At 67.2% G+C, this 22,955-nt stretch carries 20 protein-coding genes; 13 read left to right on the top strand and 7 right to left on the bottom strand.

What is annotated here, in order from left to right:
* Window positions 1-45 precede the first annotated feature (45 nt).
* The 3 genes from HPC46_RS03410 to HPC46_RS03400 are packed head-to-tail and all read right to left on the bottom strand — an operon-like array spanning window position 46 to window position 2,579.
* The gene (locus tag HPC46_RS03410) at window positions 46-870 is read right to left on the bottom strand and encodes a mycofactocin-coupled SDR family oxidoreductase (RefSeq protein WP_179466788.1); all 825 of its coding nucleotides are present in this window, start codon (window positions 868-870) and stop codon (window positions 46-48) included.
* 54 nt (window positions 871-924) lie between these two features.
* Window positions 925-1,728: an SDR family NAD(P)-dependent oxidoreductase gene (locus HPC46_RS03405; RefSeq protein ID WP_179466787.1), complete on the bottom strand. Its 804-nt coding sequence runs from the start codon at window positions 1,726-1,728 to the stop codon at window positions 925-927.
* Window positions 1,728-2,579: an LLM class F420-dependent oxidoreductase gene (locus HPC46_RS03400; protein WP_179466786.1), complete on the bottom strand. Its 852-nt coding sequence runs from the start codon at window positions 2,577-2,579 to the stop codon at window positions 1,728-1,730. Before HPC46_RS03400 ends, HPC46_RS03405 begins: the two co-directional genes overlap by 1 nt.
* 97 nt (window positions 2,580-2,676) lie before the next feature.
* Between HPC46_RS03400 and HPC46_RS03395 the strand changes: the two genes are divergently transcribed.
* The 3 genes from HPC46_RS03395 to HPC46_RS03385 all read left to right on the top strand — a co-directional run bounded on the left by HPC46_RS03395 (window position 2,677) and on the right by HPC46_RS03385 (window position 6,761).
* Entirely contained in the window at window positions 2,677-4,155 is a 1,479-nt protein-coding gene (locus HPC46_RS03395; protein WP_179466785.1) for an adenylate/guanylate cyclase domain-containing protein, read from the top strand.
* A 64-nt stretch (window positions 4,156-4,219) separates the two neighbouring features.
* Window positions 4,220-6,346, top strand: a complete 2,127-nt coding sequence (locus HPC46_RS03390; protein ID WP_179466784.1) for an elongation factor G-like protein EF-G2 — start codon at window positions 4,220-4,222, stop codon at window positions 6,344-6,346.
* Between the two features lie 31 nt (window positions 6,347-6,377).
* Window positions 6,378-6,761 carry a PaaI family thioesterase gene (locus HPC46_RS03385; protein WP_179466783.1) on the top strand — a complete coding sequence of 128 codons (384 nt, stop codon included), beginning with the start codon at window positions 6,378-6,380 and terminating at the stop codon, window positions 6,759-6,761.
* A gap of 11 nt (window positions 6,762-6,772) precedes the next feature.
* On the opposite strand, the gene HPC46_RS03380 is transcribed toward HPC46_RS03385, so the two are convergent.
* The gene (locus HPC46_RS03380; protein WP_179466782.1) at window positions 6,773-7,558 is read right to left on the bottom strand and encodes a thioesterase family protein; all 786 of its coding nucleotides are present in this window, start codon (window positions 7,556-7,558) and stop codon (window positions 6,773-6,775) included.
* 75 nt (window positions 7,559-7,633) lie between these two features.
* Between HPC46_RS03380 and HPC46_RS03375 the strand changes: the two genes are divergently transcribed.
* The 10 genes from HPC46_RS03375 to HPC46_RS03330 all read left to right on the top strand — a co-directional run bounded on the left by HPC46_RS03375 (window position 7,634) and on the right by HPC46_RS03330 (window position 19,472).
* Window positions 7,634-8,224: a TetR/AcrR family transcriptional regulator gene (locus HPC46_RS03375; protein WP_179466781.1), complete on the top strand. Its 591-nt coding sequence runs from the start codon at window positions 7,634-7,636 to the stop codon at window positions 8,222-8,224.
* Complete coding sequence (locus HPC46_RS03370; RefSeq protein ID WP_179466780.1) at window positions 8,214-10,463, top strand: molybdopterin-dependent oxidoreductase; 2,250 nt, start codon at window positions 8,214-8,216, stop codon at window positions 10,461-10,463. Before HPC46_RS03375 ends, HPC46_RS03370 begins: the two co-directional genes overlap by 11 nt.
* Before the next feature lie 111 nt (window positions 10,464-10,574).
* Window positions 10,575-11,756, top strand: a complete 1,182-nt coding sequence (locus tag HPC46_RS03365; RefSeq protein WP_179466897.1) for a cytochrome P450 — start codon at window positions 10,575-10,577, stop codon at window positions 11,754-11,756.
* The gene (locus tag HPC46_RS03360; protein ID WP_179466779.1) at window positions 11,753-12,706 is read left to right on the top strand and encodes an SDR family oxidoreductase; all 954 of its coding nucleotides are present in this window, start codon (window positions 11,753-11,755) and stop codon (window positions 12,704-12,706) included. The genes HPC46_RS03365 and HPC46_RS03360 overlap by 4 nt, the downstream gene beginning before the upstream one ends.
* Window positions 12,700-13,218: a hypothetical protein gene (locus HPC46_RS03355; RefSeq protein ID WP_179466778.1), complete on the top strand. Its 519-nt coding sequence runs from the start codon at window positions 12,700-12,702 to the stop codon at window positions 13,216-13,218. Before HPC46_RS03360 ends, HPC46_RS03355 begins: the two co-directional genes overlap by 7 nt.
* Window positions 13,219-13,224: 6 nt before the next feature.
* The gene (locus HPC46_RS03350; protein WP_179466777.1) at window positions 13,225-14,061 is read left to right on the top strand and encodes a mycofactocin-coupled SDR family oxidoreductase; all 837 of its coding nucleotides are present in this window, start codon (window positions 13,225-13,227) and stop codon (window positions 14,059-14,061) included.
* A gap of 32 nt (window positions 14,062-14,093) precedes the next feature.
* On the top strand, window positions 14,094-15,065 hold the full coding sequence (locus HPC46_RS03345; protein WP_179466776.1) for an enoyl-CoA hydratase/isomerase family protein: 972 nt from the start codon (window positions 14,094-14,096) through the stop codon (window positions 15,063-15,065).
* Between the two features lie 14 nt (window positions 15,066-15,079).
* Window positions 15,080-17,437 (top strand): CaiB/BaiF CoA transferase family protein, encoded by a 2,358-nt coding sequence (locus tag HPC46_RS03340; RefSeq protein WP_179466895.1) that lies wholly within the window; start codon window positions 15,080-15,082, stop codon window positions 17,435-17,437.
* Window positions 17,434-18,198: an SDR family NAD(P)-dependent oxidoreductase gene (locus HPC46_RS03335; protein ID WP_179466775.1), complete on the top strand. Its 765-nt coding sequence runs from the start codon at window positions 17,434-17,436 to the stop codon at window positions 18,196-18,198. Before HPC46_RS03340 ends, HPC46_RS03335 begins: the two co-directional genes overlap by 4 nt.
* Entirely contained in the window at window positions 18,192-19,472 is a 1,281-nt protein-coding gene (locus tag HPC46_RS03330) for a hypothetical protein (protein WP_179466893.1), read from the top strand. The genes HPC46_RS03335 and HPC46_RS03330 overlap by 7 nt, the downstream gene beginning before the upstream one ends.
* Here the strand turns inward: HPC46_RS03330 and HPC46_RS03325 are convergent.
* Genes HPC46_RS03325 through HPC46_RS03315 form a run of 3 tightly spaced genes read right to left on the bottom strand, consistent with a single transcriptional unit; the run spans window position 19,452 to window position 22,946 of the window.
* Window positions 19,452-20,570 carry a M24 family metallopeptidase gene (locus tag HPC46_RS03325; RefSeq protein ID WP_179466774.1) on the bottom strand — a complete coding sequence of 373 codons (1,119 nt, stop codon included), beginning with the start codon at window positions 20,568-20,570 and terminating at the stop codon, window positions 19,452-19,454. The two genes, HPC46_RS03330 and HPC46_RS03325, sit on opposite strands and share 21 nt — an antisense overlap.
* Window positions 20,560-21,768 carry a M24 family metallopeptidase gene (locus HPC46_RS03320; RefSeq protein ID WP_233716173.1) on the bottom strand — a complete coding sequence of 403 codons (1,209 nt, stop codon included), beginning with the start codon at window positions 21,766-21,768 and terminating at the stop codon, window positions 20,560-20,562. Before HPC46_RS03320 ends, HPC46_RS03325 begins: the two co-directional genes overlap by 11 nt.
* On the bottom strand, window positions 21,765-22,946 hold the full coding sequence (locus tag HPC46_RS03315) for an amidohydrolase family protein (RefSeq protein ID WP_179466773.1): 1,182 nt from the start codon (window positions 22,944-22,946) through the stop codon (window positions 21,765-21,767). Before HPC46_RS03315 ends, HPC46_RS03320 begins: the two co-directional genes overlap by 4 nt.
* Between the last annotated feature and the right edge of the window lie 9 nt (window positions 22,947-22,955).

Raw genomic sequence — 22,955 nt, 5'->3', positions numbered from 1 at the left:
TCTCCCCCTGGCCTGCGGCGGGGGGTGCCCCCAACCCGCCGGGCGCTAGACCTTCATGTAGCCCTTGTCGGCCGGGATCTGCGCGGCGGTCAACAGTGCCGAAGCGTCGCTGGCCAGGAACAGCACGACTTCGCTGACCTGATTCGGCGCGATCAGCGACTCGGTGGGCAGCGCACCCGGCGAGAAGCTGTACACGTAGTGCGGGTGCTTCTCGAACATCGAGTACATCGACAGGTCGTTGCCCAGCGCGGTGTCGACCCCGTAGGTGTGCACCGAGTTGACCCGGATGCCATACTCCCCAAGCTCCAGCGCCAACGAATTCGCCAGTCCCACAACGCCGAACTTGCTGGCGCAGTAGTGCCCCGCGCCGGGGACGGCTTTGATCCCGGCAGAGGAGCTGATCGCGATGATCGACCCGCCGTTGCCGGCTTCGATCATGGCCGGGACGCAGGCCTGCACGGTGTTGAAGAACCCGGTCAGGTTGATGTCGATGATCTCCTGCCACATCTCGGGAGCGATCTCCCAGGCGCGGCCCCAGCTCATCACCCCGGCATTGGCGACGACGACATCCAGGCGGCCGAATTGTTCGATGGCACTGGCTATTACCCGCCTCTGCCCGTCATGATCGCGCACGTCGACCCGCTCGGCGCTGATCTTGACCCCCTCGTCCTCGACCAGGCGGACCGTTTCGGCGAGGTCTTCCGGAGTCGCCGGTGCGTAGCCGATGTGGTTGCCCACCGGCCCGCACGCGTCGATGGTCACGATGTCGGCGCCGGCCCGGGCCAGCCGAACACAATGCGCACGGCCCTGCCCCCGGGCCCCGCCTGTCACGTACGCGACTTTGCCCGCCAGCGGGCGATCGTTGGTCACCGGCTCACCATACGTTCGCCCGGCTCGTGGATGGTCAGGAATGCGACAAGTCGATCAGGTCGGCCCGAACCGGGCCTCACCATCGGGTACGTGGTACCAGCCGGACGCGGCCTGCGTCCCGCCGTCGACATGCAGTGTCTGGCCGGTGATATAGCGGGACATGTCGGAGGCGAGAAAGACTGCCACCGAGGCGATTTCGTCGACATCGCCCAGGCGGCCCAGCGGGACGGCCTGGCTGAGCTCCGGGCTGATCCCGTCGGGTGACAGCGCCAACAGACCCTCGGTGACGGTGATGTCGGGGGCGATGGCGTTGACGCGAATGTTGTGCGGTGCCAACTCGAAGGCCGCGGTCCTGGTGTAGTTGATCACCCCGGCCTTCGCCGCGGAGTAGGCGGCGTAACCGGGTGCGGCGCGCACACCCTCGATCGAGGTCAGCGAGATGACGCTGCCGCCGCGCCCGTCGGCCACCAGCTGCCGGGCAACCCGCTGAGTGCACAGCAGCACATGGCGAAGGTTGGCCTTGTACAAGGCGTCCCAGCCGTTTTCGGTCGTGTCGAGTAGCGGCGAGGAGAACACCCCACCGGCATTGTTGACCAGGATGTCGACCGGACCGAGTTCGTCGCGGGTGCGCTCCAGCGCGGCGTCGACCTGCTCGCCGTCACGGACGTCGGCGACGATCCCGAGCACCCCGAGCTCGGCTGCAGTGGCCGCGCAGGTGGTCGCGTCACGCTCCCAGATCGCGACCTTCGCCCCGAATTGCGTGAGCCCCGCGGCAATTCCGCGCCCGATCCCGGTTCCGCCTCCGGTCACGACCGCCACCCGATCGGTCAGCAGGATGTCCGACGGCGCGATGGCCACTAGCCGGTCCGCGACGGGTTGAGCACGTCGTCGGCAAAGCGGGCTATGCCGTCCAGGGCTTCCCGGGTGCGCCGCCACGGCATGACGATCATCCGGTCGATACCCGCGTCGGCCGCACGGTGCACGTCCCCTGGCGAATCGGCGGGCGCCGACGTGGTGACCTCCGGCTTGCCGTCGCGGCCATGCTCGGCCCACAGCGCCGAGAGCTTCCGCACCGACCCGGGGATCTGATCGAGGGTGTGGTTCATCGGAATCCAGCCCACCCCGAAACGCGCCACCCGTCGCAACGCGGGCAGGCCGTCACCGCCGACGTGGATCGGTGGGCCACCCGGCTGAACGGGCTTGGGTTCGAAGGCGACGGCATCGAAGTCGAAGAAGCGGCCGTGGTGAGAAATGGTCGGCTCGGTCCACAACGCGCGACACACCTCGAGTGCCTCGTCGACACGGGCACCGCGGGTGCTGAAGTCCAACCCGGCGGCGTCCCACTCTTCACGCAGCCAGCTCGCGCCGATGCCGAAGTCGAACCGGCCGCCCGAAACGATGTCCAGCGTGGTGGCGGCGCGCGCGCTGACGAACGGATGCCGCAGCCCGATGTTGTAGACGTAGGTGCCCATCCGGATCGTGCTGGTCTGGCCGGCCAGGTACGACAGGTAGGCGATCGCGTCGTACATCGGCGTCTGCGACGGGATCGGCGGATGGCTGTCGCCGTGGTGGGGGCTGCCCGACATGTTGGCGGGCAGCACGAGGTGCTCGGGCAACCAGACCGACTCGTAGCCCAGCTCCTCGGCCCGGACGGTCAGTTCGCGCCATAGGCCGGGGTGAACGCCACCCAGCGGAATCCCGAACTTCACAGCGCGGATGTTACGCAGGCCGGGCCCCCTTCGAAAGTGCAACTCTCAATTTCGGAGAGCGTGATTCTGCGAGGGGGTCCCAGTAGCGTTTGGGCCTATGACGACGGCGAGCAGGTGGAAGATCCGCTACGCCTCCGCGCTCGTCTTGGCCCAGATCCTCGCGGCCGTCGAATTGACCGCGCTGGTGTTGCCGCTGCGCCATGATCTGGTCGACGCCGCCGAGACGGTGTTCGGGACCGACACCCTAGTCGCCGCCCTCATCCTGTCGGTCCTCGGTTTCGCCAGCACCATCGTCTATGCCGTCGTGGTCGTCGACCGCAAGCTGCGCTGGTTCACTGCCGGCGAGCAGCCCGACGCCGTCGACCTCCTGTTCGTGCGCCGGTTTCTGCGCAACCAGTCCGCGTTTCTGACGACCATCTGGGCGGTCAGCGGCACGGCACTGTTCGTCATCAACCGCGACGGCGGCGCGGTTGCCGCCTGGCTGATCGGGATGTCGGTGCTGTTGGGTGTCACCACGTCGACCGGCGCGGCGCTGCTGTTCATCCAGCGGCCGATGCGTCCGATCACCGCCGCGGCGACCGTCAACCTGACCGGCCGCGACACCGCACCGGGGGTGCTGTCGCGGCTGCTGCTGATGTGGCTGATGAGCAGCGCGCTGCCGACCATCGGCATCGCGGTCGTGGTCATCATGCGATCCAACGGCTGGATCATCCAGAAGTCCGCGTCGCTGGAGATCCCGGTGATCGTGCTGGCGGTGATCTCTATTTTCGTCGGACTGCGCGGGATGGCGATCGTCGCGGTGTCGATCTCCGATCCGGTCCACGATCTCGTCGCTGCCATGGCCGGAGTCGAGCGCGGCGACATGACCGCCCGGGTCGACGTCTACGAACGCTCCGAAATCGGTCGGCTGCAAAGCGGTTTCAATCGGATGGTCGCCGGGCTTGCCGAACGCGACCGGCTGCGCGATCTCTTCGGCCGCCACGTCGGGACGGACGTGGCCATCCGCGCCGTCAGCGACGCCGGCGCGCTCACCGGCGAGGTGCGCGAGGCCGCCGTCCTGTTCGTCGATCTCGTCGGCTCGACCCAGCTGGCCCAAAGCCGTTCCCCGGCTGAGGTGGCCGAGGTGCTCAACCACTTCTTCCAGATCGTGGTGGCCGCGGTAGACGAGCGCCACGGACTGATCAACAAGTTCCAGGGCGACGCGGTGCTGGCGGTCTTCGGTGCACCGCTGCCCAGTGCACACGCCGCGGCCGACGCACTGGCGACGGCCCGCGCGCTGACCGTCGCGTTGCGCCGGCTGCCCGTGGTGGACTTCGGGATCGGAGTGTCCGCCGGCCCGGTGTTCGCTGGGAACATCGGCGCCGAGCATCGCTACGAGTACACCGTCATCGGCGACGCGGTCAACGAGGCTGCGCGACTGGCGGATCGGGCCAAGAACTTCGACGCCAGGGCGCTCTGCTCGGAGGTGGCGCTGCGTAAAGCGGGCGCGGGCGAACGTGCGCACTGGACCGAATGTGCCTCGGAGGTGCTGCGCGGCCGGCTCGAGCCCACCCGGATGTCGGTGCCCACCAGCTGAATTCCACCGACCCCTTGTGCGCCTGCCGCGATTGGGTGAATTGTTGTCAGGCAGGAGGTCTGTCATGGCTGACAAGACAAACTCTTCAGTGGCCGCCCGCTCGGCTCCCCTCGCGGACAGTCCGGCCGCCATCCGCAACGTCGTGCTCGTCGGCCCGTCCGGCGCAGGTAAGACCACCCTTGTTGAGGGGCTCCTGGTCACCGCCGGAGTGCTGTCGCGACCGGGTTCGGTGGTCGACGGCACCACGGTGTGCGACTTCGACGACGCGGCCATCCGCCAACAACGGTCGGTCGGTCTCGCACTGGCGCCCATCCCGCACGACGGCATCAAGGTCAACCTGATCGACACCCCCGGCTACGCCGATTTCGTCGGCGAACTGCGCGCTGGGTTGCGGGCAGCCGAGTGCGCGCTGTTCGTCATCGCCGCCAACGAAGGCATCGACGAGGCGACCCGTGCGCTGTGGCACGAGTGCGACGACGTGGCAATGCCGCGGGCGGTGGCGATCACCAAACTCGATCATGCGCGCGCCAACTACCGCACCGCGCTTGCGGCCGCGCAGGAAGCATTCGGGGAGAAGGTGCTGCCGCTCTACCTGCCGACCGAGCACGGGTTGGTGGGGTTGCTGTCGGGCAGCCAGTACGACTACCGCGACAGCACCCGAACCGTGCATCCGCCGGACGACACCTACGCCGAGGCGATCGAGGAGCACCGGGGCGCCCTGATCGAAGGCATCATCGAGGAGTCCGAGGACGAATCCCTGATGGAGCGCTACCTCGGGGGCGAGGCGATCGACGAGGCCGCCCTCGTCGAGGACTTGGAGAAAGCCGTCGCGCGCGGCTCCTTCTTCCCCGTCATCCCGGTGTGCGCCGCCACCGGCGTCGGCACCTACGAACTGCTCGAGGTTGCGTCCCGCGGCTTCCCCTCACCGCCCGAACACGTTCTGCCCGAGGTCTACAACCCGCACGGCGTGGCTCGCCCCGGCTTGTCGTGCGATCCCGACGGCCCACTGCTCGCCGAGGTGGTCAAGACGACGTCGGACCCCTACGTCGGCAGGGTCAGCCTGGTCCGGGTGTTCTCCGGCACCATCAGGCCCGACACCACGGTCCATGTGTCGGGCCATTTTTCGGCCTTCTTCGAGGCGAATACCCATGCCGATCACGACGAGGACGAGCGCATCGGCACGCTGTCGTTCCCACTGGGCAAACAGCAGCGTCCCGCCGGCCAGGTGGTGGCCGGTGACATCTGCGCAATCGGCAAACTGAGTCACGCCGAGACCGGAGACACGTTGTCCGACAAGGCCGATCCGCTACTGCTCAAGCCATGGACCATGCCGGAGCCGCTGCTGCCGGTCGCGATCCAGGCCCGCGCCAAGACCGACGAGGACAAGCTGTCGGTCGGGTTGCAGCGGCTGGCGGCCGAGGACCCGACGCTGCGGATCGAACAGAACCCGGAGACCCACCAGATCGTGCTGTGGTGCATGGGCGAGGCGCATTCCGGTGTGGCTCTCGAGGCGCTGGCGAACCGCTACGGCGTCAACGTCGACACCGTCGAGGTGCGCATCCCGTTACGCGAGACGTTCGGCGGCTCGGCCAAAGGTCACGGGCGCCACGTCAAGCAGTCCGGCGGGCACGGCCAGTACGCGGTGTGCGATATCGAGGTGGAACCACTGCCGGAGGGTGGCGGCTTCGAGTTCGTCGACAAGGTCGTGGGCGGCGCCGTGCCCCGGCAGTTCATCCCCAGCGTCGAGAAGGGGGTGCGTGCCCAGATGGAGAAGGGCGTACACGCCGGCTATCCGGTCGTCGACATTCGGGTCACGCTGGTCGACGGCAAGGCGCACAGTGTGGACTCCTCCGACATGGCCTTCCAGATGGCCGGTGCCCTCGCGTTACGGGAGGCCGCCGCCGAGACCCGGATCAACCTGCTGGAGCCCGTCGACGAGGTCGTCATCGAGGTGCCCGACGATCTCGTCGGCGCGGTGATGGGTGACCTGTCCGGGCGCCGCGGCCGGGTACTGGGCACCGAGCAGGCCGGGGCGAACCACACTGTCATCCGGGCAGAGGTACCTCAGGTGGAGCTGACCCGGTACGCCATCGATCTGCGCAGCCTGACCCACGGCGCCGCGTCGTTCACCCGATCCTTCGCCCGCTACGAGGCGATGCCGGAGGCAGCCGCCGCGAAGGTGCAGGCCTGAAAGTCGACGGCCGCGCGGTAACGTCATTCTCATGACCGCGCCTCGCTCGCTTCGGGAGTTGTTCGACCAGCTCGGCCTGCAGGTGGTGGAGTCGACCGACGACACCGTCGTCATGGAAATGCCCGTGGACGAACGCACCACCAACACCGCCGGCGGGCTGCAGGGCGGGTTGATCGCCACCATGGCCGACGTGGCCGCGGGGCAACTCGCTTCCCGGGCCACCCCGTTCGGCTTCGGCATCGCCACCACCGACCTGTTCGTGCGCTACCTGCGGCCGATCAAGGTCGGCCCCGCCCGCGCGGTCGCCAAGATCCTGCGCACCGGCAAGCGCTCGGTGGTGGTGCAGGTGGACATCCACCGCGGCAACGACAACGAACTGGGCGCCACCGCGACGATCAACTTCGCCGCGGTCTGAGGCGCGCCGACTCAGGCGATACCCGCGCCGGGCCGGACCGTGAGACTCTGCGAGACCGCACCGATCGGGCCGGTCTCGTCGTGAATGATGCTGTGCGTCAATCCGATTCCGCTCGGACCGATCGAGACCGCGGTGTCGAAGCCCACCCACTCGCCGACCGGTTCGGCGAAGAAGTGCGCGGTGAGATCGAGGTTCGGGAACGCCACCTCGCGCGGATCCACCCGGACCGTCATGCCGTTGGCGATGTCCAGCAGCCCGGCAACTCGGGCCAGTGAGCTCACCGGTTCGCCGTCGAGCAGCGGCACCCCGCTGCGCACCCAGTAGACGGCCCGCCCCGGTTCGGTCTGGGCCCGCCGCACCTCGGCCGACGCGATGAACCCGCCCGGCCACACCGAACTCGGATTCCAGTCCGGCATGTCCTCGACCGGCGGGATCGGCACCAGGCCGCTGCCGTGCAACGCCGAGGTCTCGTACTGCTTCATCAGCCACGCCCGCGCCAGGACCACCGCTCGGCCCTGATGAGCCAGCGTGGCTTCGACGAGTTCGATCGTGCGCCCCGGCCGCAGCACCCGGACATCGACGTCCTCGACGACGTCGACCGGGACCGGACCCAGGATGTCGTAGCTGAGCCGCCCGATCACCAGATCCCCCTGGCCGCGGTTGTCGCGGTCGGTCTCGATGGCGTGCGCGAGCAGTCCGAAGGACGGTGCAATGTGCTGTTCGGCGAGGTTCCACGCGCCGCCGGCATGCTCGTTGGCCCGGAAGGAACGCTCGGACACCCGGCTGAAGTACGACATCCGCGCGACGGTACCGCCGGGTGGATTCAGCCCGGCCCTGGCGTCGGCCGATTATGTATGGTTGCATACATAGGCATGACGAGCCCTCGCGAGCGGATGGTCGCCTCAGCCGCCCTGTTGATCCGCGAACGCGGAGCGCAGTCGACGGCGATCGCGGACGTACTGGCCCACAGCGGGGCGCCGCGCGGCTCGGCCTATCACTATTTCCCCGGCGGCCGCACCCAGTTGGTGTGCGAGGCCGTCGACTACGTCGCCGACTTCGTCGCGGCCCGCTTGGCCAAAGCGGGCAACAGCGTCGAGATGCTCGACGGGTTGACCCGCTTCTACCGCAAGAACCTGATCGAGACCGACTACCGCGCCGGCTGTCCGGTCCTGGCCGTCGCCATCGAATCCGGCGACCCCGACAAGGCGAACCCGGCGATCGAGCGGGCTGCGTCGGCGTTCTCCCGCTGGAACGAGCTGATCGCGACCCAGCTGATGGCCGACGGAATCGCCAGGAACCGTGCCGAAGACCTCGCGGTGTCGGTGACCGCGGCCTTGGAGGGCGCGATCGTGCTCGCCCGCGCAACCCGCGACACCGAGCCGCTCGACGCCGTCCACCGACTGATGCGCGAGCTGCTCGAAACCGAATTGGCCGCCCAGGAAGGAAGTCCCGATGTCCGCTGACTGGCAACCCACCGCCTGCATCCTGTGCGAGTGCAACTGCGGAATCGTGGTGCAGACCGAGGGCAGGACGTTGGCCCGCATCCGCGGCGACAAGGACAACCCCGCCTCGCAGGGCTACACCTGCAACAAGGCGCTGCGTCTGGACCATTATCAGAACAACCGCGCCCGGCTCACCTCGCCGATGCGTCGCAGGTCCGACGGCAGCTACGAGGAAATCGACTGGGACACAGCGATAACCGAGATCGCGGCAGGTTTCCAGCGCATCGCCGACACCCATGGCGGGGAGAAGATCTTCTACTACGGCGGCGGCGGCCAGGGAAACCACCTCGGCGGCGCGTACAGCAGCTCCTTCCTCAAACTGCTCGGCTCGCGCTACCGGTCCAATGCGCTGGCCCAGGAGAAGACCGGCGAGAACTGGGTGGACGTCCAGTTGTACGGCGGGCATACCCGCGGCGAGTTCGAGCACGCCGAAGTGTCGGTGTTCGTCGGCAAGAACCCGTGGATGTCACAGAGCTTCCCGCGGGCCCGCACCGTGCTCAACGACATCGCCAAGGATCCCACCCGCTCGATGGTGGTCATCGACCCGGTGATCACCGACACCGCGAAGATGGCGGACTTCCACCTGCGGGTGAAACCGGGTACCGACGCCTGGTGCCTGGCCGCGCTGGCCGGCGTCCTCGTGCAGGAAAATCTTTGCAACGAAGCCTTTCTCGCCGATCACGTAGACGGCGCCGAGGTAGTCCGAGAGGTGCTGCAGACGATCCCGGTCGACGAGTACGCCCGTCGCAGCGGCATCGACGCAGAGTTGGTGCGCGCGGCCGCGCGACGCATCGCAGCCGCCGACTCCGTCGCGGTCTTCGAGGATCTCGGGGTGCAGCAGGCGCCGAACAGCACTCTGTGCTCGTACCTCAACAAGCTACTGTGGATCCTCACCGGAAGTTTCGCCAAACGTGGTGGGCAACATCTACATTCGTCGTTCGCGCCACTGTTCAGCCTCAGTGGCGTCGGACGCTCCCCGGTGACGGGCGCGCCGATCATCGCGGGCCTGGTGCCGTCCAACGTTGTGCCTCAAGAGATCCTGACCGATCACCCGGACCGGTTCCGGGCCATGCTCGTCGAAAGCGCCAACCCCGCCCACTCCGTCGCCGACTCCACGAACTGCCGCGCCGCGTTCGAGTCGCTGGAGCTGCTGGTGGTGATCGACGTGGCGATGACGGAGACGGCACGGCTGGCCCACTACGTGCTGCCCGCCGCAAGCCAGTTCGAGAAGCCAGAGGCGACGTTCTTCAATTTCGAGTTCCCGCGCAACGAGTTCCACTTGCGCCACCCGCTGTTCGAGCCGGTGGAAGGCACCCTGCCCGAGCCCGAGATCTGGGCGCGACTGGTGCGCGCGCTCGGAGTCATCAGCGATGACGACCTGCGTCCGCTGCGTGAGGCGGCCAAGCTGGGGCGCGAGGCCTACACGCAGGCGTTCTTCACCGAGCTGGCCGGTAACCCCGCGCTGGGCAAGGTGCTACCGCACGTGCTCTACGAGACGCTCGGCCCGACCCTGCCCGACCGGCTTGCCGGCGCGGCCGCGCTATGGGGACTGGCCCAGAAAGCCTTCGTCGCCTACCCGGACGCGGTACGCCGCGCCGGCCACGCCGACGGCAACGCGCTCTTCGACGCGATCCTGACCAGCAAGTCGGGGGTGACGTTCAGCGTGCACGAGTATGCCGACGACTGGGCGCTGATGGGTCACGCCGATCGCAAGATCAAGCTGGTGATCCCGGAGATGCTCGACGACATCCGAGCGCTCAGTGCGGCCGCGCCGGAACTGACCAGCCCGGAGTTCCCGATCGTGTTGTCCGCCGGGGAGCGGCGCGCCTTCACCGCCAACGACATCCTGCGGGATCCGTCGTGGCGCAAGCGTGACGCCGACGGCGCGCTGCGGGTCAGCGTCGAAGATGCCCAGACCCTCGGCCTCGTCGACGGCGGGCGCGCCCGAATCACGACGGCCGCGGGCAGCGCCGAGACCGTCGTCGAGGTCAGCGAGACCATGCTGCCGGGACACGCATCGCTGCCCAACGGTTTCGGTCTCGACTTCGTCGACGCCGACGGGCATACCCACATCCCCGGAATCGCGCCGAATACGCTGACCTCCACCGACTGGCGCGATCCCTACGCCGGGACGCCGTGGCACAAGCACGTCCCGGCGCGCATCGAGGCGGTGCAGGCGGAGCTCCTCACGACCGGCTGAGCCGTTGCCCGCCCAGCGGACAATCAAATAAATTGATTGATTTACTGCGTCCGGTGTTGTTCACTGAGACTTGTGACTGCGGCTGATACGTCGGATGTGCCCGAGTTCCCGATGAGTCGCGCTGCGGGGCTGCCGTTCGCGCCGCCGCCAGAGTCGTTGGCAGTCAACCAATCCGCCCAGATGGCCCGGGTGCGGATCTGGGATGGCAGCACGCCGTGGTTGATCACCGGATACGAGGCGATCCGCGCGTTGTTCGCCGACGGCCGGGCCAGCGTCGACGACCGCAAAGACGGCTATCCGCACTGGAACGAGGGGATGAAGTCGACGGTCCACCGACGTCCCCGTTCGGTGTTCACCTCCGATGCCGAGGAACACACCTTCTATCGCCGCATGCTGTCCAAGCCGTTCACGTTCCGGCGGGTCGAAGCCCTGCGCGAGGCCGTGCAGAAGATCACCGACGAGCACATCGACGCCATCCTGGCCGGACCACAGCCCGCCGATCTGGTCAGCGCGCTGGCTCTGCCGGTGCCGTCACTGGTGATCAGCCATCTGCTCGGGGTGCCCTACGAGGACGCGGACTTCTTCCAGGAGCAGTCCAACATGGGCATGGCCCGCGATGCCACCGCCGAGGACGCCGCGAAAGGTGCTGGCGCACTGGCGAGATACCTCAAGGCGCTGCTCGAGAAGAAGATGGACGATCCCGCCGAAGACCTGGTGTCCGACCTCGCCGAACGGGTGAAGGCCGAAGAGATCTCCCTGAAAGAGGCGGCCCAGCTCGCCACCGGAGTCTTGATCGCCGGGCACGAGACGACTGCCGGTCAGATTTCCGTCAGCATCGCGGCACTCTTCGACAACCCCGAGCAGTTGGCGATGCTGCGCGACACCGAGGACCCGAAGGTCGTCGCGGTCGCCGTCGAGGAACTGCTGCGGTACTGCAGCATCATCCAGACCGGCCAGCGGCGCATCGCGACCGAGGACATCGAGGTGGGCGGGGACCTCATCCGGGCCGGTGAAGGCATCATCCTCGATGTCGCGCCGGCCAACTGGGACCCGCGCCAGTTCCCGCAGCCCGACCAGCTCAAGCTCGATCGCGAGGACGGACCCAACGTCGCGCTCGGCTACGGCCGGCATTCGTGCGTCGGCGGCCAACTGGCCCGGATGGAACTGCAGATCGTGCTGCCCACGCTGTTCCGGCGCATCCCCACGCTGCAACCGGTGGGGCCGGTCGCCGAGTTGCCGTTCAAGCACGACGCGCTGGCCTACGGCATGCACGAACTGCCGGTGACGTGGTGAACCGCCCCGACCTGACGCTGGCGGTGCCGGACCTGTCCGGCAAGCACGTCGTCGTCACGGGGGCGAACAGCGGACTGGGCTTCGGGCTGGCGAAGCGGCTCGCGGCGGCGGGCGCCGACGTCGTGATGGCGGTGCGCAGCAGCACCAAGGGCGAAGCCGCGGCCGCTCAGATCCGGCAGGCGAACCCGGCGGCACGGCTGACCGTCGAGATGATCGACCTGGCCTCGCTGGCCAGTGTCGAAGCCTTCGCCGAGGGGCTGACCAGGCAGGGCAGGCCGATCGACGTGTTGATCGCCAACGCCGGTGTGATGACCCCGCCGACCCGCCAGGAGACCGGCGACGGGTTCGAATTACAGTTCGGCGCCAATCATTTGGGGCACTTCGCACTGACCGGACGGCTGCTGCCACTCTTGCGCGGCGGCCGTGTGGTGACGGTCAGCAGCATCGCGGCCACGCAGCGGAACCTACGCTTCGATGACGTCAATGCCACCGGTGGATACAAGGCGATGTACTCCTACGGGGTCGCGAAGCTCGCACAGTTGATGTTCGCCTTCGAGCTCGAACGGCGCAGCCGGGCCGGCGGGTGGGGGGTCACCTCCAATGCCGCCCATCCCGGCCTGAGTAAGACCAATCTGCTCAGCGGCGCATCATACGGCCTCGACAAGCCCACGCTGACCAGTAGGCTCACTCAGGCGACCTGGCGTCTGCTGCCGTTCATGTGGCTCGAGGTGGACGAGGGGATCAAGCCCACGCTCTACGCTGCGGTCTCGTCGGATGCTGCCGGGGCGACCTACTACGGGCCCCGCGGCCTGTACGAAACCGCCGGCGGCGGCGTCACCTTCGCCAAACTGAACAGACTCGCCCTCGATGTGGACGAGTGTGGTCGACTGTGGCAACAGTCGGAAAACCTCACCGGAGTGACCTATCCGGCCGTCGAGCCCGCATGTTGACCCGGTATCGCATGGCCGTGGTGTGCCAGACAGTCACCGAGGCCGTCGCACACGCCGGCGGATTGCTCTGCGATCGATCGCTAACCGGTTGGGATGTACGGGTTTTCGCGACACGCAACGACGATGGTATCGACAACGACCTCGCCTTACGGATCCTCGGCGCCGCACGCGCTGAGAGCCTGTCTGAAGAACCTGCCGCAGACACGTTGTTGCGCGCGATCGCGGTGTCAGAAAGCCTCTACCGTGACGACCCCGTGGTCCGACGCTGGGTCGACGAAGCCATCGGCGAGCCTCTCATCGAGGTGCTGGCGTGGGATAGCCGGGGGAAAGATATGCGGCACGTGAGTATCCCCGTCAGCCGCGCGGCTGTCGTCTTCGTCGATCACGCTCGTGCGGCAGTCGGCTGCGACACCGGGCCGTCAGCCTCAGAGCCGTACTGCCAGTGGCGGACCGGGCGGATTCGTCAACCATTGCCGCGACCGAATGTGCTCACCACGGTGAACGGGGGGTAGACCGTCATGGCTGGTCGGGTCGACGGAATGGTCGCATTCATCTCGGGGGCCGCCCGCGGGCAGGGCCGCAGCCACGCGGTGCGACTGGCCCAAGAAGGCGCCGACATCATCGCGATCGATATCTGCCGCGCGATCCCTGATGTGGTGTACCCGCCGTCGAGCCCGGCTGACCTGGCGCAGACCGCCGACCTCGTCCGGGGCCTGGGACGGCGGATCGTGACAGCCGAAGTGGACGTGCGCGACTACGACGCGCTGACGGCCGCCGTCGACACCGGCGTGGACCAGCTGGGCCGGCTGGACATCGTGGTGGCCAACGCGGGCATCGGCAACGCCGGAAACCGACTCCACAAGCTCGGAGAGCACATCTGGAAAGATATGATCGACATCAACCTGACCGGAGTCTGGCACACAGTGAAAGCCGCTGTACCCCACATTCTTTCCGGCGGACGTGGCGGGTCGATCATCCTGACCAGCTCGGTGGGGGGCATGAAAGCCATGGCACACACCGGGCACTACATCGCCGCTAAACACGGTGTCGTCGGCCTCATGCGCACCTTCGCGGTCGAACTCGGCCAGCACTCGATCCGAGTCAACTCAGTGCACCCCACGCAGGTGAACACCCCGATGGCGCTGAATGACGCCACCTTCCGGCTATTCGCGCCCCACAAGGAGAATCCAGGTCCGGAAGACTTTGCCCCGGTCTCCCAGATGATGCATACACTGCCCACGCCTTGGGTGGAGCCCGAGGACATCAGCAATGCCGTTCTGTTCCTCGCCAGTGCCGAATCTCGTTATGTCACAGGAGTTCAACTCCCCATTGACGCGGGCGCTTTACTCAAGTAACAAATCCATACATCAACCAATGAGGAGTGGTAATGCCTGAATTCGACTATGAAGAGATGAAAAGGGAAGCGGCGCAGTACATCAAGTTCGAAAAGGACCGTGAGAACCGGATCGCTTACATCACCTTCGATCGCCCGGATGCCCAGAACGCGACGTCGCTGGGCATGCGTCAGCTCTACGCCGACCTGATCCACAAGTGCAATGTCGACGACGACGTCAAGGTCGTCGTGATCCGCGGCGAGGGGCAGGATTTCGGTAGCGGCGGCGACCTGCCCGAGCAGCGGGGCATGATCGAGAACCCCAGCATGCCGCTGCTGCATGAACTGGCCATCAACGACGACGACGTCAAGTACCCACCCGGCGGGTCTTACCGCTACCTGTCCACGGTGACCGACTTCTACGCTAAAGCCCGCGCGGGCAACCGGCCGCTGCAGGAGCTGCGCAAGGTCAGCATCATCGAAGCCAAGGGCTACTGCTACGGCTGGCATTTCTACCAGGCCGGCGACGCCGACCTGGTGGTCTCCTCCGACGATGCGCTCTTCGGGCATCCCGCCTTCCGGTATGTGGGCTGGGGGCCGCGGCTGTGGTGGTGGGCCGAGACCATGGGCCTGCGCAAGTTCTCCGAAATGCTTTTCACCGGACGGCCGTTCAGCGCCAAGGAGATGTACGACTGTGGTTTCGTCAACAGCGTCGTGCCGCGCGAGGATCTGGAGGCCGAGACGCTCAAGTATGCGCTGGCCTGCTCGAAATCCAGGCCCACCGACACCGTCGCGGTGCAGAAGACGTTCTTGGAGCTGTACAAACAGCACAAAGGCGAGTACTTCGGCAGCCTGCTCACCGGCATGGTCGAGGGCATGCTGCCGATGATCACCAACGACGTGGCGAACACGGTCGACCTCACCGAGGGCACCTTCGAAAAGGGTCTGAACAATGTGGTGAAGGACAACGACATGAACTTCCCGCCGGAATGGCGGCTGAGCCGGTCCGGCCGCGCCAAGCCTTGACCGAGCAGGCTGACGTGTCGGCGCTGACCGGGTTCCGGATCATCGAACTGGCCGAGGGCGTGGCCGGCGAGTACTGCGGCAAGCTGCTCGCCGACCTCGGCGCCGAGGTGATCAAGGTGGAGCGGCCCGGGCGTGGTAGTCCCACCCGAGCCATGGCTCCCCTGCTGGACGTCGGGCCCGTTCCCGAACGCAGCGGGCTGTTCGCGTATCTGAACACCAACAAGCGTTCGGTCACCCCGGCCGCGCCGGCCGCGCGCAAGCTTGTGGCCGGTGCTGATGCCGTCATCGATGACCACGACCCGGTCACGGCCGAACAGCTCAGTGCCGACCATCCCGGCGTCGTGGTCTGCTCCATCACCCCGTTCGGCGCGGGAGCTCCTCCCGAACTGCAGAACAGTCGAAGCATCAATGTGTTCCAGGCCGGCGGCTGGGGTCATCACACGCCCAGCCATCCCGATCCGGCCAGGCCCCCGCTGAAAGGGCCGGGCCGCTACACCACCGACTACGAGGCCGGCTTGGATGCCGCGCTGTGCGTCATGTCAGCACTGTTTCGTCAAATGCACAGCGGTGACGGCGAATTCATCGACATCTCACAGCACGCCGTGCAGGTCGCCCGGGCGGACTGCATCCTGGGCCGGTTCATCACCGGTGAGGTGTCGCCGGAGAACACCCGCGACGACTACGACCAGCAGGGCCCCGCTTCGATGTTCGCCTGCGCCGACGGGTTCGTCTACCTCTACATGACCAGCCGCAGTCACTGGCTGGCACTCGAGGAGTTGCTCGGCCACGCCGACTGGCTCGACGCGTTCGAGGACGACTGGCTGGAATTCTCGGTCACCGCGGACAAGGTCGCGACGTTCCGACAGCACTTCGCCGCATGGGTTTCGGCGAAGCCGCGGGAAGCCACCGCGGAAGCCGCGCAGCGACTGGGCCTGCCCCTGGTTCCGGTCAACAACGCGTCCGATCTGCTGCGCTCACCGCAATACCGGCACCGCGGGTTCTTCACTGACGTGACCCACCCGGTGCTCGGCACTTCGGCCTACCCTGGGCCGCCGTACCTTCTCACTGCCTCGCCGGCTCAGATCGGCAGCCCCGCACCGAGACTCGGCGAGCACACCGCGGACGTTCTGGACATCATCGGGAAGTCGCGCGATCGCCTCGGCCGGCGAGCTTCACAGCTCAAGCCGCCGGCGAGGCGGAGAGGCGGCCCGCTCGAAGGCGTACGCGTGGTCGAACTGACGAAGGTCTGGGCCGGTCCCTATGCGGGAAAACTGTTGGCGCTGCTGGGCGCCGAGGTGATCAAGGTGGAGTGTGCCGCGCTTCCCGAAGAGATGCGGGCCTACGGCGGGACCGACATCAACCATGCGCCCTACTTCCTGAGCATCAACCCCGAAATCCTCAGCGTCGACCTCGACATCAAGACACCGGCCGGGATGGCCGCGATGCGGGATCTGGTGGCCGGCAGCGATATCGTGCTCAACAATCTGCGCCCCGGCGCCATGGAGCGACAGGGCTTGGGCTACTCCGACCTGGCGGCGATCAAGCCCGACATCATCTCGGTGTCGATCAAGATGTGGGGCAACGACGGCCCGTTGGGCTATCAGACCGGCTACGCGCCGTCATTCTCGTCGCTGGCGGGCTTGGCGGCACTGGTCGGGTACGCGGATGGTCCACCGCTGGGTGCCAACATGCGCTACGGCGACTCCACTGTCGGCGCCGCGGCCGCGGTCGGCGCGATTGCCGCGCTGTTGCACCGGGAGCGGACCGGTCAGGGCCAGTTCGTGGACGTCTCGGCGGTCGAGGTGCTCTCGTCGATGGTCGGTGACCGACTGGCCGAACACGCCATGACCGGTGCCCAACTAGCACCGGACGGCAATCGGCATCCTGATTTCGCGCCGCACGGCTGCTATCCGTGCGCTGAACAGCAGTGGATCAGCATCGCCGTCGGCACGGACGACGAATGGCACCGGTTGTGTCGGGAACTCGGTGCAACCGACCTCTCCGCCGACCCCCGCTACGCCACCGCCGACGACCGGCAGCTCAACCTCGACTCTCTCGACACCGCGATCGCAGCGTGCACCGTCAACCGGGAGGCCGACGAGTTGGCGCACCGGTTGCGGGCTGCGGGTGTCGCGGCCACCAAGAGCGCGTCGGCCGTGGAGGTCATCGGGGACGCACTGCTGTGGGAACGCGGCACCTACCGGTTCGTCTCCGACCATCTCGAAGGCCAGCGACCGATCCTCGGGGCGTCCTGGCGGCTGTCGCGGTCCCCGGTCACGGTCGAGCGCGGCGCACCGGATCTCGGCGAGGACAATGACTATGTGCTCAACGAGATCCTGGACGCCGGCCATCGAACGGCGCCCGCGACGTGACCGCCACGTTGGCAGGCACTGTGGCCTTGGTGACCGGCGCCAGCAGTGGCATCGGTGAGGCAACGGCGCGCGCGCTGGCCGCCGACGGCGCCAAGATCGCCCTGCTGGCGCGGCGAGCCGAGCGCCTCGAACAACTCCAGTCCGATATCCAGGCCGCCGGCGGTGAAGCGCTGGTGGTTGCCGCCGACGTAACCGTCGCCGATCAGGTGCAGCGGGCGGTCGATGCGACCGTTGCCGCGTGGGGCCGCCTCGACACACTGGTCAACAACGCCGGTCTGATGCGGATGGGCGAAGCCGTCGACGCACCGCTGGCGGACTGGGACGACCTGGTGTCGGTCAACATCCAGGGCGTCCTGTACACCACGCGCGCAGCCCTGCCGCACTTGGTGGCGGCGGCAGGCGATTCGCCTCGCGGGGTCGCCGACGTCGTCACCATCAGTTCGACGGCCGGCTGGGTGGCCCGTCCCGGCACGGCGGTCTACTCGTTGACGAAGTTCGGGGTCAACGCCTTCAGCGAGGGGCTGCGCCAGGAGTTGATCGACAAGCGGGTAAGGGTCGGGATCGTCGGACCGGGCACCGTCGACACCGAGATCGGTGACCACCTCCCGGCGTCGGACCGGGCCGCCATGGATGAACGGACCGCCGGCATGACGAAGCTGCGGTCCGAGGACATCGCCGATGCGGTGCACTACATGGTCACCCGCGACCGCCGGGTCGCCGTCAACCAGATCCTGGTACGCGCGGCCGAGCAGACCTGGTAGTGGCCGACCCGATCATCGGCGACGACACTGCCGTCGAGTTGCCCACGCATCCCACGGCATTCGCAGCCGCGGGCACTCGGTTCCTGACAACCGCGTTTCACGCCTACGGGTCCCTCTCGCCGGACAACATCGTCACCCGCGTCACCGAGTGGAACGAGGTGGGCGGCGGAAGCACCGGCCGCAAGGCACTGTTGTCCGTGGAGTACGCCCGGCCCGAACCAGCCTTGCCCGCCGACCTTTTCGTCAAATTCTCCCGCGACCTCGACGACCCGCTACGCGACGTCGGCCGCACCCAGATGCAGCCCGAGGTGCGCTTCGCCGAGCTCGCGCGCCACCCTGGCTTCCCCATCAGGGTGCCCGCCACCGTGTTCGCCGACTACCACTCCGGCACCGGCACCGGAGTCCTCATCACCGAACGAATCCCGTTCGGTACCAATGGCGTCGAGCCGCAGCACCACAAATGCCTGGACTACGAGATGCCCGCGGCGACAGAGCATTACCACACACTGGTGAGCTCACTGGCCGTGCTCGCCGGCTGGCATCGAGGCGGGGCAGCGGACGACGTGGCCGACCGGTTTCCGGTCGATCTGCAGGCCGCCACCGTCGGTGATCGGCCCCCGCTTCGGGAGGACAGGCTGGCTCGCCAGCTGACCCGACTCACCGAGTTCGCCGTTACCCACCCCGGCCTGCTGCCCGCCAATGTTCGCGCCCCAGAGTTTCTTTCCAGCCTCACCGGCCAGGTCCCGCTCATCGTCGCCAGTGAGTCCGTGCTGTGGCGCCGGTTGGCTGCCAGCGCGGACCACATCGCGCTGTGCCATTGGAACGCCAACGTCGACAATGCCTGGTTCTGGCGCGACGAGGCGGGCCGGCTACGGTGTGGCCTGCTGGACTGGGGCTGTGTCAGCCAGCTGAACGTCGCGATGGCATTGTGGGGTGCACTGTCGGCAGCCGAAACAAGGTTGTGGGACCAGTCTTTCGATGACCTGGTTGCCCTGTTCGCCCACGAATACCACGCGGCAGGCGGACCGTCGATCGACTGCGCCGAGCTGACTGCTCAGGTGCTGCAGTATGCGGCGATCATGGGCGCGACGTGGCTGTTCGACGTTCCCGGCCTGATCCGCGCCCGCCTCGGCGGCCCGGCCAGCACGATGACGCGATTCGACCCGGCCATCAAGGGAGACGAAATGATCCGGGCGCCGCTGCAGATGCTGACCAACGTGCTCAACCTGTGGCATACCCGCGACGTCGGCGCGCTACTGGCCGCCCTGCACTGAGGTCAGCACCACCGGCCCGTCTTCGGTGACATGCACGGCATCGCGGGTGAACACCGCCCCGACGCCTTCCTGCCACACGTAGCCGGTGACAGCGAGCACCATGCCCGCTTCCAGCGTCGCGGCGGCGACCGACCGGGCCAGGTCGGCGGACACAACCGGGGAGTCGAACCCCATGCCGAGGCCGTGCGCGACCGGCATCGGCGGCAGCGCCTCCCCGGCCTCTCGGTAAACGTCCAGCAGACCAGTCGCCGGTGCCCCCGGCCGGCAGGCGGCAAACAACCTTTCCGTCAACGACTTCGAGCGGCCGAACAGCGCGGCCGCACCGGATGGCTCGTCGCCGGCGACCGCGGTGCGACCGACCTCGCCGACGTAACCGCCGGCGAGCGCCCCGGCCGCAAAGGCCACCAGGTCGCCGGCTCGGATGCGGCCGTCGTCGGAGGCTTGGCGCCACGGGTGGTCGCGCGAGGTGACCCATGCCCCGTTCTGGGTGGCGGGTGTGCTGACCCCAACCATGGTCATGGCTTCCATCAGCGCGCCGACCAGCGACGGCTCGCGGCTACCGGGTGCGAGCTCACGCAGGGCCGCCGCCAGCGCGGTGCCTGCGACGTCGACGGCCAGCCGCAATGCGACGATCTCGTCGTCGGTCTTGATCCGACGGGCCGCGCGCATCGCCGGCTCGCCGTCCACCAGTTCGGCGTTCGGGAAGGCCTGCGGCAACAACTGGGCGAATGTCGGTGACAACGCATCGGTTCCGACCCGTCGTGCGCCAGCCGACGCGGGCAGACTTCTGAGCACATCGGTCAGGGTGAACGGGCTCCAGGACAGACCGTAGAGCCGGTCGCGGCCGATCTCGTCGGGCACACCCTCGTCCCACGTGCTGTTGAGGTGCACCTCACCGGTGGCCCGCTCCAGCACGCAGATCGGGCCGAACGGCCGTGTGCCGGCGACCCACAACTGCGGTGTGCCGCTCACGTACCGCACATTGGCCTGCCGGCCCAGCACCAGCAGGTCCAGGTCGTGTATTGCCATCTGCTCCAGCGCCCGCTCGCGCCGGGCGATGCGTAGTGCCCGATCGTCGGGCAGTGTCTCAGTCGCCATAGGGCGTGTACGGGTAGTCGGTCAACGATTGGTAACCGTCTTCGGTGATGATCACGATCTCCTCGCTGCGATAGCCGCCGGTGCCGTCTTGGTAGACCACCGGTTCGAGCACCAATATCATTCCCTCGGGGAACACAAAGTTGTCATCGAACTCCTCGCCGAGATCGGTTCCGATCATGGGTGTTTCGGCCGGGTAGGTGCCGATGCCGTGCCCCAGATAGAAATGCGGTAGCCACGGCTTGCTGCCGCCGTTGGCAGCGATGGCCGCGCGGGCCAGGTCGCCCGACGTGGCGCCGGCTCTGGTCACGGCCAGCACCGCGTCCAGGATGTGTCGCCACTGTCGGTACTGGTCCTGCTGTTGTGGCGTGGGTTGGTCGCCGACGATCCAGGTGCGGCCGAAGTCCGAGCAGTAGCCGCCGTAGGTGATGCTGACGTCCGTCCACAGCACATCCCCGAGTTCGAGCGCCCGTTCGGTGGGCAAGAGCGGCAGTGCCAGGTCGCCGTGGGTGGTCCATACGCCCTCGGCGCGAGTCATCGGCATGACCTGCCAGATCGCTTCCAGCATGTTGGAGGTCGCACCCAATTCAAAAGCGCGGCGGACGAATTCCGCGGACAGGTCGAGCTGGCGCACGCCGGGGGCCAGCGACTTCTGGACATCGACGACGGCTTCTTCGGTGATTCTGCAGGCCCGGCGAATGGACGCCATCTCATCGGGTGTCTTGACCAGTTGGGCACCGGCCAGCACCGCGGCAGCGTCGATCGAGGTGTTGGCGAACAGCCTGCTGCCGGATCCCCGCATCGCCCCGGTCAATTCGTCGACGGCGACGACGGCGCCGGGCGGGATCAGTCCTTCGACAGTCTTGACGAATCCTTCGACTCCGTCGTCGAATTCGAGATACGCCGCGCGATGGCGGTGGTCTGCGGGGACCTGAAACTCGGCGGAGGCACCCTCCCGGAACGGCAGAAACACGTGCGGGTGTTCATCGTCGACCAGCACGATCGCCACCGGTCGTTCGATGTGCGACAGCCCGGCGTCCAGCAGCGGCCAGCTAGCCCCGGTGGCGTAGCTGACGTGTCCGTTCATCAGCAGGACCAGCGCATCAACACCGTTGTCTGCCATGGCGGTACGGATGCGGGCACCGATCTCGCGGTACATCCGCCCGCGGTCGGGCTCGTCGGGGATGGTGAACCCGCTCATGCGACCCCCAGGAAGTTCTTGATGTTGCCGCTGACCACTTTGGCGGCATTCTCCGGCCCGAGCGCGGCCACCACAGCCGACAGGGACTGCTCGGAATAGCCGAACGTGCTCTCGTTGTGCGGGTAATCGCTGGACCACATCACCTTGTCCACACCGATCTCTTCGATCAGTCGCAGGCCAAGCGGGTCGACCATGAACGAGGCTGACATGTGGGCGTCCCAGTAGTGGCGGATGTCGTGGTGCGGTGGGTGATCGAGCATGTGCCGATAGGAGGCCAGCACGTGTTCGCCGTCCTGCAGCGCCGACGGTACCCAGGCGATGCCGCCCTCGAACCAGCCCACCTTCAGGCCGGGATGCTTGTCCAGGATGCCGGAGAAGATGTAGCGCGCGAACATGTCCCGAAACGAATCGATGTTGATCATCATCGCCACCGCGACGCTGCCGAACTCGCACGGGCTCTTCGGGGGCGTCTCGCCGATGTGGTGGGTGACCGGCAACCCGGCTTCCTCGATCGCGTCCCACACCGGGATCATCGCGGTCGAGCCGTAGTCGATCACCACGCCGTCGTCGTCCACGCCTGGGTAGAGCGGCATCAGAAACGTCTTGAGACCAAGGGCCTTCAGCTCGTCGAGCGTTCGCTTGGCACCGGCGGGATCCCACCAGTTGATCAGCCCGACCCCGTAGAAGTGGCCGTTCGAGCGCTCCTGAATGTCGGCCACGTACTCGTTGTAGATCCGGAAGATCCGTTCGCGCAGCACCTTGTCGGGGTAATGAAATAGGGCCAGCACAGCGTTCGGAAATGCCAGTTCCTTGTCCACACCGTCGTCGGCGAGTTCGTGGATCCTGGTGTCGATGTCGGCGGCACCGGTCGCCGCGCCGGGCAGGTCGTCGTATTGCATCAGCACCGCGCTGAAATCACCGACCACGAACGACTGGCCCTTGAGGCCCACCATGTAGGCGCCGTCCTCGTACCAGATCCGGGGCGCCTCGTCCTTCAGGTCGTCGGGGAACTTGTCGTAGAAGATGTCCGCCGCCACCGAGAGGTGATTGTCGGCGGAGAAGATCTCGGTGCCCGCGGGCAGCCCGATGTCTTCGCGGCTACCGCGGGCGTGGCCGCGGCGGTTCTTCGGCGCCCCGAATCCAGCCGGGGGGTAGTGCAGCTTCGTTGGTAGTGACATCGATGTCCC

Origin of the sequence: Mycolicibacterium vinylchloridicum (assembly GCF_013404075.1) — a bacterium.
Classification (GTDB): domain Bacteria; phylum Actinomycetota; class Actinomycetes; order Mycobacteriales; family Mycobacteriaceae; genus Mycobacterium; species Mycobacterium vinylchloridicum.
This window is presented reverse-complemented; position numbering and strand designations above follow the sequence as displayed.